Annotated in this window: 16 protein-coding genes; 4 read left to right on the top strand and 12 right to left on the bottom strand. The window is 69.5% G+C overall.

Translation table 11 applies throughout. From position 1 onward, the window contains the following. Positions 1 to 26: 26 nt before the first annotated feature. Both FOZ76_RS16525 and FOZ76_RS16520 read left to right on the top strand, forming a co-directional pair. Positions 27 to 1013 carry a Bug family tripartite tricarboxylate transporter substrate binding protein gene (locus FOZ76_RS16525; RefSeq protein ID WP_143949356.1) on the top strand — a complete coding sequence of 329 codons (987 nt, stop codon included), beginning with the start codon at positions 27 to 29 and terminating at the stop codon, positions 1011 to 1013. 142 nt (positions 1014 to 1155) lie between these two features. Then, complete coding sequence (locus FOZ76_RS16520) at positions 1156 to 2406, top strand: CaiB/BaiF CoA transferase family protein (protein ID WP_143949355.1); 1251 nt, start codon at positions 1156 to 1158, stop codon at positions 2404 to 2406. Positions 2407 to 2562: 156 nt separating this feature from the next. On the opposite strand, the gene modD is transcribed toward FOZ76_RS16520, so the two are convergent. The 3 genes from modD to modA are packed head-to-tail and all read right to left on the bottom strand — an operon-like array spanning position 2563 to position 4840. Continuing rightward, a complete protein-coding gene (modD, locus tag FOZ76_RS16515) occupies positions 2563 to 3405 on the bottom strand; it encodes a ModD protein (RefSeq protein WP_211366278.1) in 843 nt (280 codons plus the stop codon). 19 nt (positions 3406 to 3424) lie between these two features. Next, positions 3425 to 4117: a molybdate ABC transporter permease subunit gene (gene modB / locus FOZ76_RS16510; protein WP_143949353.1), complete on the bottom strand. Its 693-nt coding sequence runs from the start codon at positions 4115 to 4117 to the stop codon at positions 3425 to 3427. Positions 4118 to 4120: 3 nt separating this feature from the next. Then, the gene (modA, locus tag FOZ76_RS16505) at positions 4121 to 4840 is read right to left on the bottom strand and encodes a molybdate ABC transporter substrate-binding protein (RefSeq protein WP_143949352.1); all 720 of its coding nucleotides are present in this window, start codon (positions 4838 to 4840) and stop codon (positions 4121 to 4123) included. Positions 4841 to 4926: 86 nt separating this feature from the next. On the opposite strand from modA, the gene FOZ76_RS16500 reads away from it, so the two are divergent. After that, on the top strand, positions 4927 to 5634 hold the full coding sequence (locus FOZ76_RS16500; RefSeq protein ID WP_143949351.1) for a sulfate/molybdate ABC transporter ATP-binding protein: 708 nt from the start codon (positions 4927 to 4929) through the stop codon (positions 5632 to 5634). Then, on the top strand, positions 5627 to 6112 hold the full coding sequence (locus FOZ76_RS16495) for an SAM-dependent methyltransferase (protein ID WP_143949350.1): 486 nt from the start codon (positions 5627 to 5629) through the stop codon (positions 6110 to 6112). The genes FOZ76_RS16500 and FOZ76_RS16495 overlap by 8 nt, the downstream gene beginning before the upstream one ends. A 60-nt stretch (positions 6113 to 6172) precedes the next feature. Here the strand turns inward: FOZ76_RS16495 and FOZ76_RS16490 are convergent, their stop codons facing one another. From FOZ76_RS16490 to FOZ76_RS16450, 9 genes are all read right to left on the bottom strand, one after another. Then, entirely contained in the window at positions 6173 to 6739 is a 567-nt protein-coding gene (locus FOZ76_RS16490; protein WP_170235493.1) for a TetR/AcrR family transcriptional regulator, read from the bottom strand. Between the two features lie 132 nt (positions 6740 to 6871). Then, positions 6872 to 7357, bottom strand: coding sequence for an Hsp20 family protein (locus FOZ76_RS16485; RefSeq protein WP_143949348.1), 486 nt, complete (start codon positions 7355 to 7357; stop codon positions 6872 to 6874). Positions 7358 to 7559: 202 nt separating this feature from the next. Continuing rightward, on the bottom strand, positions 7560 to 8840 hold the full coding sequence (locus FOZ76_RS16480; protein WP_143949347.1) for a Glu/Leu/Phe/Val family dehydrogenase: 1281 nt from the start codon (positions 8838 to 8840) through the stop codon (positions 7560 to 7562). Positions 8841 to 9014: 174 nt separating this feature from the next. After that, on the bottom strand, positions 9015 to 9422 hold the full coding sequence (locus FOZ76_RS16475) for a RidA family protein (protein ID WP_143949346.1): 408 nt from the start codon (positions 9420 to 9422) through the stop codon (positions 9015 to 9017). Between the two features lie 18 nt (positions 9423 to 9440). After that, on the bottom strand, positions 9441 to 9884 hold the full coding sequence (locus tag FOZ76_RS16470) for an acyl-CoA thioesterase (RefSeq protein WP_143949345.1): 444 nt from the start codon (positions 9882 to 9884) through the stop codon (positions 9441 to 9443). Positions 9885 to 9897: 13 nt separating this feature from the next. Beyond that, positions 9898 to 10746 carry an enoyl-CoA hydratase family protein gene (locus FOZ76_RS16465; protein WP_143949344.1) on the bottom strand — a complete coding sequence of 283 codons (849 nt, stop codon included), beginning with the start codon at positions 10744 to 10746 and terminating at the stop codon, positions 9898 to 9900. Then, a complete protein-coding gene (locus tag FOZ76_RS16460) occupies positions 10743 to 11303 on the bottom strand; it encodes a MarR family winged helix-turn-helix transcriptional regulator (protein WP_143949343.1) in 561 nt (186 codons plus the stop codon). The genes FOZ76_RS16465 and FOZ76_RS16460 overlap by 4 nt, the downstream gene beginning before the upstream one ends. Beyond that, positions 11300 to 12106, bottom strand: a complete 807-nt coding sequence (locus FOZ76_RS16455) for an SDR family NAD(P)-dependent oxidoreductase (RefSeq protein ID WP_143949342.1) — start codon at positions 12104 to 12106, stop codon at positions 11300 to 11302. The genes FOZ76_RS16460 and FOZ76_RS16455 overlap by 4 nt, the downstream gene beginning before the upstream one ends. Beyond that, positions 12103 to 14439: a bifunctional salicylyl-CoA 5-hydroxylase/oxidoreductase gene (locus FOZ76_RS16450; protein ID WP_143949341.1), complete on the bottom strand. Its 2337-nt coding sequence runs from the start codon at positions 14437 to 14439 to the stop codon at positions 12103 to 12105. The genes FOZ76_RS16455 and FOZ76_RS16450 overlap by 4 nt, the downstream gene beginning before the upstream one ends. Positions 14440 to 14458 lie beyond the last annotated feature (19 nt).

Genomic DNA, 14458 nt, shown 5'->3' with positions numbered 1-14458 from the left:
TTCCATAACGAGCAAGGAGACATCCAATGAGCAAGATGAACTGCATCGCCGCCGCGCTGGCAGCGCTGACCGTGGGCGTGGCGGCCGTTCCGGCGCACGCTGCCGACGATTTCCCGTCCAAGCCCATCACCGTCCTGGTGGGCTTCGCCCCGGGCGGCCCCACCGACGCGATCGGTCGGGTGGTGTTCAGGCGCGTGTCCGAATTGCTGGGCAAGCCCGTCATCATCGAGAACAAGCCGGGCGCCGGCGGCAACATCGCCAGCCAGGAACTCGTGCGCGCCAAGGCCGACGGCTACACCTTGCTCTACGCGGCCTCGTCGATGGCGACGGCCACGGCGCTCTATCACCGCGACGATCTGAATCCGAAGACGGAAATGACGACCGCCGGCTGCTCGGTGGCCGTCCCGTTGCTGCTGCTGACGGCCAGGAAGGTCGGCAAGGCGGACGCGGCGTCCTTCTTCCAGCAAATGCAGGGCAAGCCCGGGTCGTATTTCCTGGGCTCGTCCGGCACGGGCTCCATGGACCATCTGGTGGCCCTGGACATCGCCAACCGGCTGAAGACCAGCTTTCAGCACGTGCCCTACCGCGGCAATGGCCCGGCGCTCACCGACGTGGCCTCCGACAACGTGGACTTCATGTATTCGGGCGCGTTCAACAGCGCGTTGCCGTTCATCCAGAGCGGCCAGGTCACGGCCTTGGCTGTGACATCGGCGCACCGGTCGCCGTCGCTGCCCAATGTGCCCACGCTGTCGGAAAGCGTGTCGGGTCTGGAGGGCTACGAAGCGGGTACGTGGCAGGTGCTGATGGCGCCCAAGGGCACGCCGGCCGCCGTCCTGGACAAGCTCAACAATGCGCTGCAGGAAGCCTTGAAGGACCCCGAGGTGCAGAAAAGCCTGAAGTTCCAGGCCGCCGAGCCCATGGGCCTGGACCGCGCCGAATGCCGGGCGTTCGTCGGCAAGGAGTTCGACCGCTGGTCCGCCACCATCGGTGAACTGGGCATCAAACCGGATTGAACAAGGCCGCGGTGCTCCGGTACCGCGGCGCATCGACGCGATCGCACGCGCTCGCCGCCTGGCGTTCCGTAAAGCGCGGCGGCCGCCTCCGCGCGAAGGCGCATGCGCAGGTAACGACCTGCGGCACCGCAAGGATACAGTCATGACCCAACGAACGCCCCCCCTCCAGGGCACACGCGTGCTCGACCTCAGCCGCATCCTGGCCGGCCCGTGGTGCACCCAGAACCTGGCCGACCTGGGGGCCGACGTGATCAAGGTCGAACGGCCCGGCACGGGCGACGATACGCGCGACTGGGGCCCTCCGTTCCTGAAGGACCACGACGGCGGCGACACGGCCGAATCGGCCTATTACCTGAGCGCCAACCGCAACAAGCGCTCGCTGGCCCTGGACATCGCCACGCCGGCCGGGGCCTGCGTCATACGCGAGCTGGCCATGGCCAGCGACGTGCTGGTGGAGAACTTCAAGGTCGGCGGCCTGCGCAAGTACGGCCTGGACTACGACAGCCTGCGCGAAATCAATCCCCGCCTGATCTACTGCTCGATCACGGGGTTCGGGCAGGATGGCCCCTTCGCCGAGCGACCCGGCTATGACTTCATGATTCAGGGCATGGGCGGCCTGATGAGCATTACCGGTGAACGGGACGACCTGCCCGGCGGCGGCCCGCAGAAAGCTGGTGTGGCCGTCACCGACGTCTTCACGGGCATGTACGCCACCGTGGCCATCCTGGCCGCCCTGCAGGAACGCATGCGCAGCGGCTTGGGGCAGCACTTGGACATCGCGCTGTTCGACAGCCATGTGGCGATGCTGGCAGGACAGAACACCAATTACTTCCTGAGCGGCGAGCCGCCCCGACGCGCCGGCAACGCGCACCAGAACGTCGTGCCCTACCAGGTGTTCGCCGCCGGCGACGGGCACCTGATCGTCGCCGTGGGCAACGACGGACAGTACCGTGCCTTCTGCAAGGTGATCGGCGCGCCGGAACTCGGCACGGACGCGCGCTTCGCCACCAACCGGCTGCGTGTCTCCAACCGCGAGGCGCTGATCCCCTTGCTGGTGGAGATCATGCGCAAGGGGCGGCGCGACGATTGGATCGAGCAACTCGAAGCCGTGGGCGTGCCCTGCGGCCCCATCAACGATATCGGCCAGGCCTTCGACCACCCGCAGGCCCTGGCGCGCGGGCTGCGCCGAGAAATGCAGGGACATCCCTTGCGCGTCAGCGTACCCATCACCGCCAGCCCGATGCGTTTTTCGGGTTCGCCGGTGCAATACCGCGTGCCGCCGCCCATGTTGGGGCAGCACACGGCGGAAATCCTGCGTGAGGTACTGGGCAAGTCCGATGCCCAAATCCAGGATCTGATGGCGAACCCGGGCCACGCCGAAAACACGCCCTGAAGGCACCGGACATCGATCAGCTTCGCACCTGGATCGGCAGCGCGCCCGGGTCAGCGCGGCGGCGAAGGCCGGTACGCCGGGCGCGCAGGCGCTGGTCGCCTGAGACGGGGCCTCGCGCGGCCTGTGGCCGGTGTCGCCCCCGGGGCCGCGGCCAGTCTAGACCGGCTGGAACTCGGTCGCCAGATCGCGCGGCCGCGCGGCATACGGCCACGAGGTCACAACCAGCCCGATGCCGGTGCTCACGCATTGCGCGGCGTTTTCCGGGGTGATGCCGCCCGCGGCCGCGATCAGCGGCGGGCGCTGCCGGGACCGGGCGTGCGCGACGACCGCGGCCATCCCGGCCGGCGCGAATTTCTCCAACTGGATGGCGTCGAAGCCGGCATCGATGGCCTCGAGCGCCTCGGCGACGGAGCCGACCTCGATCTCGATCTTGCGCTCGGGCGCCGCGCGCCGCATGCGCGCGGCCAGCGCGTGCAGCGGTTCGTCCCGCAGGAACGCGCGGTGCTCGGCGAAGATCAGGATGGTCTCGGACAGGCCGGCGCGATGGACGATGCCGCCGCCCGCCATGGCCGCAAGCTGCGACAGCACCCGGCTGCCGGGAAAGGTCTTGCGCGTCAGGGCGATGCGCACGTCCGGCGCGACGGCCTCGACCGCATCGACCATGGCGCGGGTAGCCGTGGCGATGCCGCTCAGGCTTTCCATCAGGTTCTTGGCCGACTTCCAGACCCGGTGCAGCGCAGCGGCGGAGCCGGTGGCCGAGAGCACCGGCGCCCCGGGTTCGAGCCGCGCGCCCGAGCGCGTCTCGATGCGCGCCTGCAGGCCCACCCGCTCCATCATGCGCGCGGCGACTTCCACGCCCGCCAGCACCATGGCGTCGCGGGCGCGCAACGCCAGGCGTCCGTGCTGCTCGCCGATGGCCATGGCCGCCGTGGTCAGATCGCCGCCGGGGGCGTCCTCGAAGATCAATCGGTCTATCTCGCTTTCGGGCAGTATCCACACGATGGGGTTCTCTCAGGGTTCAGCCGCGCTCGGGGCCGCGCAGCCGCAGAATCAGGATGACGAGGATGGAAAATGCCCCCAGCCCCGCCGAGAGCACGGCCGCGCGCGGGTACTCGCCCTGGGTCACTGCGTTGTAGATCTCCAGCGAGATCGTGTTGGTGCGTCCGACGATGTTGCCGCCCAGCATCAAGGTGACGCCGACCTCGCCCAGCGAGCGCGCGGTGGCCAGCAGCAGGCCGGTGGCGATGGCGGCCTTGAGGTTGGGCAGGATCACGTGAAAGAAGATCGACCACTCGCCGTGGCCCAGCGTGCGCGCGGCCTCGGCCAGGTGCGCCGGCAGGGCGGCGATGGCGGCTTCGACCGGTTTGACGATCAGGGGCAGGCCGACGATGACGGAAGCCAGCAGCACGCCCCAGGTCGAGAAGACGAAGCTGAAATCGAAGGTCTCGTCGAGCCAGCCGCCCAGCCAGCCCCGCCGCCCGAGCAGCACCAGCAGGAAGAACCCCAGCGCGATGGGCGGAAAGACCATCGGCAGCGTGACCAGGATGTCGAGCAGTGTGCGCCCCGGCCATCCCGGCCGCGCCAGCGCCCAGCCGAGCAGCGGCCCCAGCACCGCGTGCACGAGCAGCGTGGCCGTCGCGATCTGCAGGCTCAGGCGCAGCGGAAAGAGTAGGGCTGGATCGGCCAGCCATGCGCCCAGGCCGCCTGCCATGCCTCACATGCCGTATTTCTTGGCGATGTCCCGCACGGCGTCGGTATCGAGGAATTCGGCCAGGCCCTGCGCGGCGCGCTCGTCCAGGACCCCGCAGTCGATGCGGATCGGCTCGTAGAGCGCCGGGTCCACCGGCAGGTAGCCGCCGATCTTGTCCTGCGCGCCCATGGCGTCGGAGGCGTTCAGCAGACCGGCGTCGACTTCGCCGCTGACCAGGTAGGCGGTCACCTGGGGCACGGTGGCCACCGCCAGCAGCTTGGCGTCCACCTTGGCGCTCAGGCCGGACTTGTCGAGATACTGCCGGCCCGCGACGCCGTAGACCGCGTTCTTCTCGTCCGGGATGGCCACGCGCTTGATATCGTCGCGCGCGATCTCTTCGGGGGCGCCCAGGCTCAGGCCCTGGCGATAGCCCACCACCAGCCGGCCCTGGCCCAGCGGCACGAAGCGCGTGAAGGCGAGCCCCTCGGCCTTCTCGAGCATGGCCCGATCGCCGCAGACCATGCCGATCCTGCCGCTTTCCCGGGCCTGGGCGAAGACCTGTCCGAGGTTGCCATAGACCTGGCCCACTTTCGCGCCCGACTGCGCCTCGTAGGCGGCGATGGCCTCGGTCACCGGCCGGCGATAGCCCGCGCCCGCGGCGATGGTCAGCTCGTCGGCCTGCGCCAGCGGAATGTGGGAAGCCGCGACCACGGCGGACAGGGCAAGGGTTGCAGCGATGCGCATGGGGTTCCTCGATATGGCGAGCCGGGCCGCCTATTCGCTATATTTCACTGTATATAGCGATTGAGTCAACTCTACAGGAAGGGTGGATGCACGGCGGCGATGGCGCGGGTGTGCTGGAGGTGAGTGCGCAGACGGCGTTGAACGGTACGCAGGGGCCGTTTCGCCTCGACGTGCGGCTGAGCGCCGCCCAGGGCGAATTCGTTGCCATCTGCGGGCCGTCCGGCGCCGGCAAGACCACGCTGCTGCGGATCGTGGCCGGACTGGCCCGCCCCCAGGCGGGCAGGGTGGTGCTTGGCGGCGAGGTCTGGTGCGATACCGCCAGGTCCGTGTTCCTGCCGGTCAGGCGGCGCAACATCGGTTTCGTGTTCCAGGACTACGCACTGTTCCCCAACATGACGGCGCGGCGCAACGTCGAATATGCGCTGGCCCGGCATCCGCGGGCGCAGCGCCGGGCGCAGGCGGAAGCGCTGCTCGAACTCGCCGGCCTGCGCGCGCTGGCCGATCACCGCCCGGCCCGCCTGTCCGGCGGCCAGCGCCAGCGGCTTGCGCTCATCCGGGCCCTGGCCCGGCGGCCGGCGCTGCTCATGCTGGACGAGCCGCTGTCGGCCCTCGATCCCGGCACCCGGGCGACGATGCAGGGCGTGCTGCGCGACCTGGTGCGCGCGTTCGGCGCGACCACGCTGATGGTGAGCCACGACATGGCGGAGGTCGCGATGCTGGCGGATCGCGTGGTGCGCCTGGAGGCCGGCCAGGTGCTCGAGGATGCGGGCGCCAGGGGCGGCGCCGATGGCTGACCGTCCAGCCGATCCGCTACGCCCGCACGAGCGGTCGGTGGCGACGCCGGAGGCTTTCGATGCCGGCGTCTGGTTCATCGGCCGCATCCGTACGCCCTGGGCCCGGCGCGAGGATTGTCCGAAGCGCGGCGATCCCGACGCCGGACCCGCATGCCGCATCGAAGTCTTCGAGCCATGGGTCGCCGCGCTGGCCGGCGTCGAGCACAAGGAATGGCTGCAGGTTCTGTACTGGATGCACCTCGCGCGGCGCGACGCCGTATGGCAGAACCCGCGATCCGGTCAGGGGGTGACGGGAACCTTCGCCCTGCGTTCGCCGCTGCGGCCGAATCCGATCGCCTCGTCCGTCGTGCGGCTGCTGGGGATCGAGGGCCCGGCATTGACCGTGCGCGGGCTCGACTGCGTCGACGGCACGCCGCTGGTCGATCTCAAGCCCGTATTCCCGGAGCGTCCAGCCCAGGACCATGCCCGCTCTCGATGAGATGCGCACCATCCCTCTGCGTTGCGGCCCTGGTGTTGCGGCTCTGGCGCCAGGCGTTCCCTAGTCCGCCCGCAGCACCAGCCGGAACACCCGCGTCAGCTCGGCGGCGAAGGCCGGCGTGCCCAGGCGCAGCGGGCCGGGGTCGTGCAGCAGGGTGTTGAGCACGCTGCCGTGCAGTACCTGGAAGGCGAAGCGCAGGCGGGTTTCGTCCACAGAGGAGAACTGGCGCAGCCGGGCATACAGGCGCCCGGCATTCTCCTGGCCGTAGTCGCGGATGGGCGCCCAGACGCGGGGTTCGCTCAGGCCCAGCTTGATCGCCGAGCGCAGGATGCCGGCATTGACGCGGCAGCCTTCCAGTGCCTCGTGCACGGCGGTGTCGATCACGTCCTCGTCGGCGGCGCGCGCATAGGCGGTGTCCAGGCGGCGGCGTCCGCGCGCCAGCATGTCGTCGACCACCGCGAGAAACAGCGCTTCCTTGTTCTCGAAGCGCGTGTAGAACGCCCCAACGGAACACTTGGCCGCCGCAACGATGTCTGCCACCGAGACCGCGTCGAGCTCGGAAGCCGCGATCAGCCGGTGCGCAGCGCGCAGAATGCGCGCCAGCGTGGCCTGGCTGCGTTTTTGCATGGCAGGGCGTACGCCGGCGCGGGCGGGGAGGGGGACTTCCGATACCGAATCCATATTCGCATTCTAGTCGGCTCGGAGCCCATGGCGCCGCGTGCGCTCCACTGCGGAAGCGCACGCGGCGAGGCTGACGCCTCAGGCGGCGATCTTCTCGGCTTTTTCAGCCGTGCTCGGCGCGGCCTCCAGCCGCGGCCGGGCGCCGTCGGCCGCGATGGCGATGCGGCGCGGCTTCATCGCCTCGGGCAGTTCGCGCCTGAGGTCGATCGTCAACAGGCCGTTCTGCAGCCGGGCGCCCTCGACGCGGACGTGGTCGGCGAGTTCGAAGCGGCGCTGGAACGCACGGCCGGCGATGCCGTGGTGCAGGTACTCCGTGCGATCGTCGCCAGCCTTCTGGCCGGCCACCTTCAGGACGTTCTGCTCCTGCGTGATCGCCAGCTCTTCCTGCGCGAAACCGGCGACCGCCAAGGTGATGCGGTAGTCGTTCTCGCCGGTCTTGGCGATGTCGTAGGGCGGCCAGGCGTCCGACGCTTCGATGCGGCTGGCGGCTTCCAGCGCGTTGAGCAGGCGGTCGAAGCCGATGCTCGAGCGGAACAAGGGAGAAAAGTCGAGAGCGGTTCTCATAGCCATATCCTCCTGTGAGCAACATGGGTACAAGAGTTGAACACGGGTTCCGGCCATGGGCGCCGGAACACCGGCCGCCACCCGGCGGCCGGCGAGTTGCATATGTGAGCGGTGCGCCGCGTTTCAAGACCCCGCGATGCGGCCGCCCGCCCGGGCCCAGGCGCGCCGGCCCGTGCGAGCCCGGACGGCGGGCCGCTGGCGCTCAGGGGTACAGGCCCCGCACTTCGCGCGCCTGCAGGATGCGCGTGCACGCGACGATGAAGGCCGCGGTGCGCAGCGAGACCTTGTTGTCCGCGGCCACCTGCCAGACGGCGGCGAAGGCCTCGCGCATGATGCGCTCCAGGCGCTGGTTGATCTCGTCCTCGGACCAGAAGAAGCTCGAGAAGTCCTGCACCCACTCGAAGTAGCTGACAGTCACGCCGCCGGCGTTGGCGAGCACGTCGGGCACGATCAGCACGCCGCGCTCGGTCAGGATGTCGTCCGCACCCGGCGTGGTCGGGCCGTTGGCGCCCTCGACGACGATGCGGGCCTTGATGTCGCCCGCATTGGCGGCGGTGATCTGCGATTCGAGGGCGGCCGGGACCAGGATGTCGCAATCCAGGCGCCAGAAGTCGGCGTTGTCGACCGCGTCGGCTGCGCCATAGCCCGCGACGCCGTCGTGGGACTGCGTATGGCTGAGCAGGTCATGGATGTCGATGCCCGCATCGCAATGGATCGAGCCAGTGTGGTCCTGGACGGCGACCACTTTCGCGCCGGCCTCGTGAAACAGGCGGGCGGCCGTGCTGCCGACGTTGCCGAAGCCCTGGATGCTCACCCGCGAGCCGCGCAGGTTCACGCCGTGGCGCAGCGCGGCCTCGCCGGCGGCCACGAACACGCCGCGGCCGGTGGCCTCGGTGCGGCCCAGGCTGCCGCCCAGCGAGATCGGTTTGCCGGTGACCACGCCGGTGGCCGTGGAGCCCTCGTTCATGGAGTAGGTGTCCATCATCCACGCCATGATCTGGGCGTTGGTGTTCACGTCCGGTGCCGGGATATCCTTGGTCGGGCCGATGATGATCCCGATCTCGCTGGTGTAGCGCCGGGTGATGCGCTCGAGTTCGCCCCTGGAGAGCTGGCGCGGGTCGACCCGCACGCCGCCCTTGGCGCCGCCGTAGGGCAGGTTGATGGCGGCGTTCTTGATCGACATCCAGGCCGACAGCGCCATCACTTCGGCCAGCGTGACGTCCTGGTGAAAGCGCACGCCGCCCTTGCCGGGGCCGCGCGACGTGTTGTGCTGCACGCGGTAGCCCTCGAAGTGCGCGATCTCGCCGTTGTCCAGTTCGATCGGCACGTCGACGATCAGCGTGCGCTTGGGGCGCTTGAGGGTTTCCGCCCAGCGCGCCAGGGGGCCGAGATAGGGGGTGACGCGATCGACTTGCTGCAGGTAGGTGCCCCAGGGGCCGAGGTGGTTGGGGTCCAGGTAGGAAGGCAGGTCGTGGGTGGCCATGCTCCGGTTCTCCGCGGGTTGCGAGTGATTTTCCCCGGCATTTTAGAGAAGAGATCGGGATTCCGCTTTTATGCGTCCCCAAATAAGAAAGGATAGGGCTAAATGGGGACGTATTTGGCGGGACATCGGGGAACGGGCTGCCCGTCGCCCAGCAGGCCGATGCCTGGCGCTTCCTCAGCCCGCGGGCACCACGGCGGTGACTTCGATCTCGACCTTGGCCCGGTCCTCGATGAGATCCGCGACTTCGACCGCGGCCATCGCCGGGAAGTGGCGGCCGATGAGCTCGCGGTAATGGCGGCCGATGGCGGGATAGGCGGCAACGTATTCGGCCTTGTCCTTCACGTACCAGGTCATGCGCGTGATGTGCCCGGGCTTGCCGCCGGCTTCGGCAAGCACCTGGACGACGTTGGCGAGCGCCTGGCGCACTTGTTCTGCGAAGTCGTCGGTCTCGAACTGCTGCTGGGCGTTCCAGCCGATCTGGCCGCCCACGAAGACGAGGGTGTCGCCGGGGCGCATGCGGGTGGCGATGCCGTTGGCGTAGCCGCGCGGGGCGAGCCAGTCGGGAGGTTGGAGGATCTGCATGCTGTTCTGTGTCCGGTTTCAGGCGCAGGCGGCGTCCGCGCTCGGGATGAGGTAGCGCTGCATGGCCGCGCGCATGTCCTGTGGCAAGGGCGCGGAGCGCATGGTGTCGAGGTCGATGGTGACCAGCACGATGTGCGCGCACAGGCGCACGTCACCCGCGTCGCCCGCGAACTCGACCTGTGCCTGCAGCGAGGCGTTGCCCAGGCGCGTGAGATGCAGCCGCTGGCGCAGCCGGTCGTCCCAGCGGCTCACGGCGCGAAAGTCGCACTGCACGGAGACGGTGGGAATGCCCATGCGGCGCGCGACGTGCAGCTCGTGAAAGCTCACGCCCACGCCGGTCTCGAACCAGGTCTCGACCAGGTCGTTGATGAGTTCGAAGTAGCGCGGATAGAAGACGATGCCGGCCGGGTCGCAATGGCGAAAGCGGATCGTCGTCACGGTCTCGAAGGGTGTGGCTTGCATGGACGGCTCGTATTCAATCGCCCGCGAACACGGGTTTCTGCCTGGCGGCGAAAGCCTCGTAGGCGCGGCGGAAATCCTGAGTCTGCATGCAGATCGCCTGGGCCTGGGCCTCGGCCTCGATGGCTTCGTCCACGCCCATGCTCCATTCCTGGTGCAGGCATTTCTTGGTCATGCCGTGGGCGAAGGTGGGGCCGGCGGCGAGCTGCGCGGCCAGCGCATGGGCCGCCTTGAGCACTTGCGAGGCCGGATGCAGGGCGTTGAAGAACCCCCAGGCCAGGCCTTCGTCGGCCGACATCGCGCGGCCGGTATAGAGCAGTTCCGAAGCCCGGCCCTGGCCGATGATGCGCGGCAGGATGGCGCAGGCGCCCATGTCGGCGCCGGCCAGGCCCACCCGTGTGAAGAGGAAGGCGGTCTTGGCCTCGGTCGTGCCCAGGCGCAGGTCGGCGGCCATGGCGAGGATCGCGCCGGCGCCGGCGCAAACGCCGTCCACGGCCGCCACCACGGGCTGCGGGCAGGCGCGCATGGCCTTGACCAGATCGCCCGTCATGCGCGTGAAGGCCAGCAGTTGCGGCATGGCCATCTGCGTGAGCGGGGCGATGATCTCGTGCACGTCGCCCCCGGAGCAGAAGTTGCCGCCCGCGCCGGCGATGACGAGCACCTTGACGTCGGACGCGTAGGCGAGGCCGCGGAACAGGTCGCGCAGCTCGGCATAGGATTCGAAAGTGAGCGGGTTCTTGCGCTCGGGCCGGTTCAGCGTGATGGTGCCGATCCTGCCGTCGTCCGAGACCTCCCACTGGAAATGGCGGGCGGTGTAGCCGGCATAGGGCCGGCGCTGTTCCTGCATGGGGGCGGTGTCGTTCATGGCGTCTCCTTCGTTGAGGCCGGGCCCCGGCGTGGCGGGGAGGCTTCGGGCTGGTCGGCGAGCATCTGCACGCGCAGGCGGCCGAGGCCGGCGTAGAGCTGCTGGAAGGTGGTATCGCTCAGCCCGCCGAAGATATCCACGATCCAGCCCTCGTGCATGCGGGCCATGGCTTCGAAGCCGGTGCGCCCGTGCGGGGTGAGCTGCACGATCCAGGCGCGCCGGTCGGTGGGGCTGGGTTTGCGCACCACCAGGCCCTCGTTCTGCAGTTCGTCGGTGAGGCCGGTGACGTTGCCGCCCGTGACCATCAACTGGCGCGACAGCTCGCGCATCATCAGCCCTTCCGGGTGGCGGTAGAGCTGCGCCATGTAGTCGAAGCGGGCGAGCGAGATGTCGAACTCGGCGCGCAGGCGCTGGCGGATCTCGGTCTCGATCTGGGTCGTGCAGGCGAGCATGCGCAGCCACAGCTTGAGGGCGGCGTGATCGTCGGGATGGGCCCGGGCTTCGTGCCCGAGTTCCTGCGCCTCGCGCAGACGTTCGTGCGAGACGTCGGTCTTCATGTCACTTCTCCTCCGGAAACGGAAATGCATTGCCCGGTCACCGATTGTGCCCCCGCCCCGCACAGCCAGCTCACGGCGTCGGCCACCTCGTCGGGCCGTACCGCGCGCCGCTGCGGATTGACGGCGAGGAACTCGTCGAGGATGGCGGCCGGGTCGCGGCCGGTCCTGGCTGCGGCGTTGGCCACCCCCTCGCGCAGGATGTCGGTGTCGGTGTAGCCCGGGCACACGGCATTGACCGTGACGCCGCTGCGCGCGTACTCGAGCGCCATCGAGCGGGTCAGGCCGACCACGCCGTGCTTGGCGGCAGTGTACGCGGCAACATAGGCGTAGCCCTTCTGGCCGGCGGTGCTGGCGATGTTGACGATGCGTCCCTGGCGGGCGGCGAGCATGTCGGCGATCGCCGCGCGGCTGCACAGGAACACGCCGGTCAGGTTGACCGCAAGCATGTCCTGCCAGTCTTGCAGGCGGGTCTTCGCGAACGCCGCGCTGCGCGCCTGGCCGGCGTTGTTGACGAGGATGCGGATCGGCCCGGCGGCGGCGCGCGCGGCGTCGAAGGCCGCCTGCACGGCCGCTTCGTCGGCGACGTCGGCGACGACCCGGCCGTGGCCAGCGCCGGGCAGCGCAGCCTGCAGCGCGGCCAGGGCCTCGCCGCTGCGCCCGAGCAGGGTGACGCGGCAGCCGTCGGCCGCCAGGCGCCGCGCGATGGCCGCGCCGATGCCGCGGGCTGCGCCGGTGATCAGCGCGTGCGGCGCGGTGGTCTCGCGCGCCGCGTCTTCGGCGGGGCGGGCGGGGTGATGGCTCATGCCTGCCCCGCCATGGCCGCGAGGGCCGCGTTCTGGCTGCGCTCGCGTTCCAGGTTGCGCTCGAGCTGCAGTTTGGCGGCGCGGTATTGCTGCGGCCAGGCGATGTGGGTGTAGCCCAGGCGCGCGGCCTCGGTCAGTGTCCAGGCGGGGTTGGCCAGGTGCGGGCGGGCGATGGCGCACAGGTCGGCGCGCCCCGCCGCGATAATGCTGTTGACGTGGTCGGCTTCCGAGATCGCCCCGACGGCGATGGTCGGCACGCCGGCTTCGTTGCGGATGCGATCGGCGAAGGGCGTCTGGAACATCCGGCCGTAGACGGGCCGCTCGGCCTTGCTGACCTGGCCGGAGGAGCAGTCGATCATGTCGGCGCCGGCGGCCTTGAAGGCGCGGGCGATCTCGACGGCGTCGTCCGGCGTGATGCCGCCCTCGACCCAGTCATGCGCCGAGATGCGTACCGACATGGGCAGGTGTTCGGGCCAGGCCGCGCGCACGGCGGCGAACACTTCCAGCGGGTAGCGCAGCCGGTTCTCGAGCGTGCCGCCGTAGGCGTCGGCGCGGTGGTTGGTGAGCGGCGAGATGAAGGCCGAGAGCAGGTAGCCGTGGGCGCAGTGCAGCTCCAGCCAGTCGAAGCCGGCTTCGGCGGCGCGCCGCGCCGCATCGACGAAGTCCTGCTTGACGCGATCCATGTCCTCGCGCGTCATGGCGCGCGCGAGCTGGCTCACGCCGGGCAGATACTGCTGCTCGGAGGCGCAGATCAGCGGCCAGTTGCCGTGCTCCAGCGGCAGGTCGATGCCCTCCCAGGCGAGCCGGGTGGAGCCTTTGGCGCCGGCGTGGCCGAGCTGCATGGCGAACTTCGCGCCGTTGCCCTGGGCGTGCACGAAGTCGACGATGCGCTTCCAGGCGTCGCGCTGGGCATCGTTCCAGAGCCCGGGGCAGCCCGGGGTGATGCGCGCGTCGGGCGAGACGCAGGTCATTTCCGCCATCACCAGGGCGGCGCCGCCCATGGCGCGCGCGCCCAGGTGCATCAGGTGGTAGTCGGCCGGCAGGCCGTCCACGCAGGAATACTGGGCCATGGGCGAGACCATGACGCGGTTCTTGAGCGTGACGCTGCGCACCGTGTAGGGTGTGAACATGGGCGGGATCGCCTCGCGCGCCTGCGCCTCGGGCATGCCGGCGCGTTCGGCCAGCCAGCGTTCATAGCCCTGCAGGTAGCCGGCGTCGCGCAGCCGCAGGTTCTCGTGACTGATGCGCTGGCTGCGCGTGAGCAGCGAGTAGGCGAACTGCTCGGGCGGCAGCCCGGTATAGCGATCGACGTGCTCGAACCATTCGGTGGAGTTGCGCGCCGCGTTCTGGATGCGCAGCACTTCGACGCTGCGGGTGGCTTCGTAGTCGCTCAGCGCGCGGGCGAGTTCGCCGGGACGGGCGGCGATGTTGCGCGCGAGGTCGATCGCATCCTCCAGCGCGAGCTTGGTGCCCGAGCCGATCGAGAAGTGCGCGGTGTGCGCCGCGTCGCCCATGAGCACCACCGGCGCGCGCCCGTTGTGGTGCACCCAGCGCTCGCAGATCACGCGCGGAAAGCGGATCCATTGCGCCGAACCGCGCAGATGATGGGCGTTGGAGACCAGGCGGTGGCCGTCCAGGTGGCGCGCGAACAGGCGCTCGCAGAAGGCGATCGCTTCGACCTTGTCCATGTCGGCGAGGCCGGCGGCGCGCCAGACGTGCTCGGGCGTCTCCACGATGAAGGTCGAGGTGTGCTCGTCGAAACGGTAGGCGTGGGCCTGGAACCAGCCCCACTCGGTCTTTTCGAAGGCGAAGGTGAAGGCCTCGAAGAGCTGCTCGGTGCCCAGCCAGACGAAGCGGCAGTCGCGCAGGTCGATGTCGGGTTTGTAGGTATCGGCGTACTTGGTGCGGATGCGGCTGTTCAGCCCGTCGCTGGCGATGATGAGATCGGCGTCGGGATAGTCTTCGTCGCTCTGAGCCTCGGTCTCGAAGACCAGTTCGACGCCCAGCGCCTCGCACCGCTCCTGCAGGATGTTGAGCAGGCGCTTGCGGCCGATGCCGCAGAAGCCGTGGCCGCTGGAACGCACCCTGGCATCGCCGATGCGCACTTCGATATCGTCCCAGTGGTTGAAGGCATCGAGGATGCGCGCGGCCGTGGCAGGGTCCGCGTGCTTCAGATTGGCCAGCGTCTGGTCGGAGAACACCACGCCCCAGCCGAAGGTGTCGTAGGGCTTGTTGCGCTCGACCACAGTGATGTGGTGGGACGGATCCTGCAGCTTCATGAGCAAGGCGAAGTACAGGCCGGCGGGACCGCCGCCCAGGCAGACGATTCTCATGAGCCCTCCAGGACGCTAT

It is taken from the genome of Verticiella sediminum (genome assembly GCF_007558815.1).
Taxonomy (GTDB): domain Bacteria; phylum Pseudomonadota; class Gammaproteobacteria; order Burkholderiales; family Burkholderiaceae_B; genus Verticiella; species Verticiella sediminum.
Note: the sequence above shows the minus strand (reverse complement) of the source record. Positions and strands in the feature narration are given on the sequence as shown.

Bases quoted from the DNA above. Each gene is read 5' to 3' on its own strand.
- FOZ76_RS16450 (WP_143949341.1), bottom strand. From the start codon at position 14,439: ATGAGAATCGTCTGCCTGGGCGGCGGTCCCGCCGGCCTGTACTTCGCC.
- FOZ76_RS16460 (WP_143949343.1), bottom strand. From the start codon at position 11,303: ATGAAGACCGACGTCTCGCACGAACGTCTGCGCGAGGCGCAGGAACTC.
- FOZ76_RS16500 (WP_143949351.1), top strand. From the start codon at position 4,927: ATGCACGGCGGCGATGGCGCGGGTGTGCTGGAGGTGAGTGCGCAGACG.
- modB (WP_143949353.1), bottom strand. From the start codon at position 4,117: ATGGCAGGCGGCCTGGGCGCATGGCTGGCCGATCCAGCCCTACTCTTT.
- FOZ76_RS16520 (WP_143949355.1), top strand. From the start codon at position 1,156: ATGACCCAACGAACGCCCCCCCTCCAGGGCACACGCGTGCTCGACCTC.
- FOZ76_RS16470 (WP_143949345.1), bottom strand. From the start codon at position 9,884: ATGCAAGCCACACCCTTCGAGACCGTGACGACGATCCGCTTTCGCCAT.
- FOZ76_RS16490 (WP_170235493.1), bottom strand. From the start codon at position 6,739: ATGCAAAAACGCAGCCAGGCCACGCTGGCGCGCATTCTGCGCGCTGCG.
- FOZ76_RS16455 (WP_143949342.1), bottom strand. From the start codon at position 12,106: ATGAGCCATCACCCCGCCCGCCCCGCCGAAGACGCGGCGCGCGAGACC.
- FOZ76_RS16525 (WP_143949356.1), top strand. From the start codon at position 27: ATGAGCAAGATGAACTGCATCGCCGCCGCGCTGGCAGCGCTGACCGTG.
- FOZ76_RS16495 (WP_143949350.1), top strand. From the start codon at position 5,627: ATGGCTGACCGTCCAGCCGATCCGCTACGCCCGCACGAGCGGTCGGTG.
- FOZ76_RS16465 (WP_143949344.1), bottom strand. From the start codon at position 10,746: ATGAACGACACCGCCCCCATGCAGGAACAGCGCCGGCCCTATGCCGGC.
- FOZ76_RS16480 (WP_143949347.1), bottom strand. From the start codon at position 8,840: ATGGCCACCCACGACCTGCCTTCCTACCTGGACCCCAACCACCTCGGC.
- modA (WP_143949352.1), bottom strand. From the start codon at position 4,840: ATGCGCATCGCTGCAACCCTTGCCCTGTCCGCCGTGGTCGCGGCTTCC.
- FOZ76_RS16475 (WP_143949346.1), bottom strand. From the start codon at position 9,422: ATGCAGATCCTCCAACCTCCCGACTGGCTCGCCCCGCGCGGCTACGCC.
- FOZ76_RS16485 (WP_143949348.1), bottom strand. From the start codon at position 7,357: ATGAGAACCGCTCTCGACTTTTCTCCCTTGTTCCGCTCGAGCATCGGC.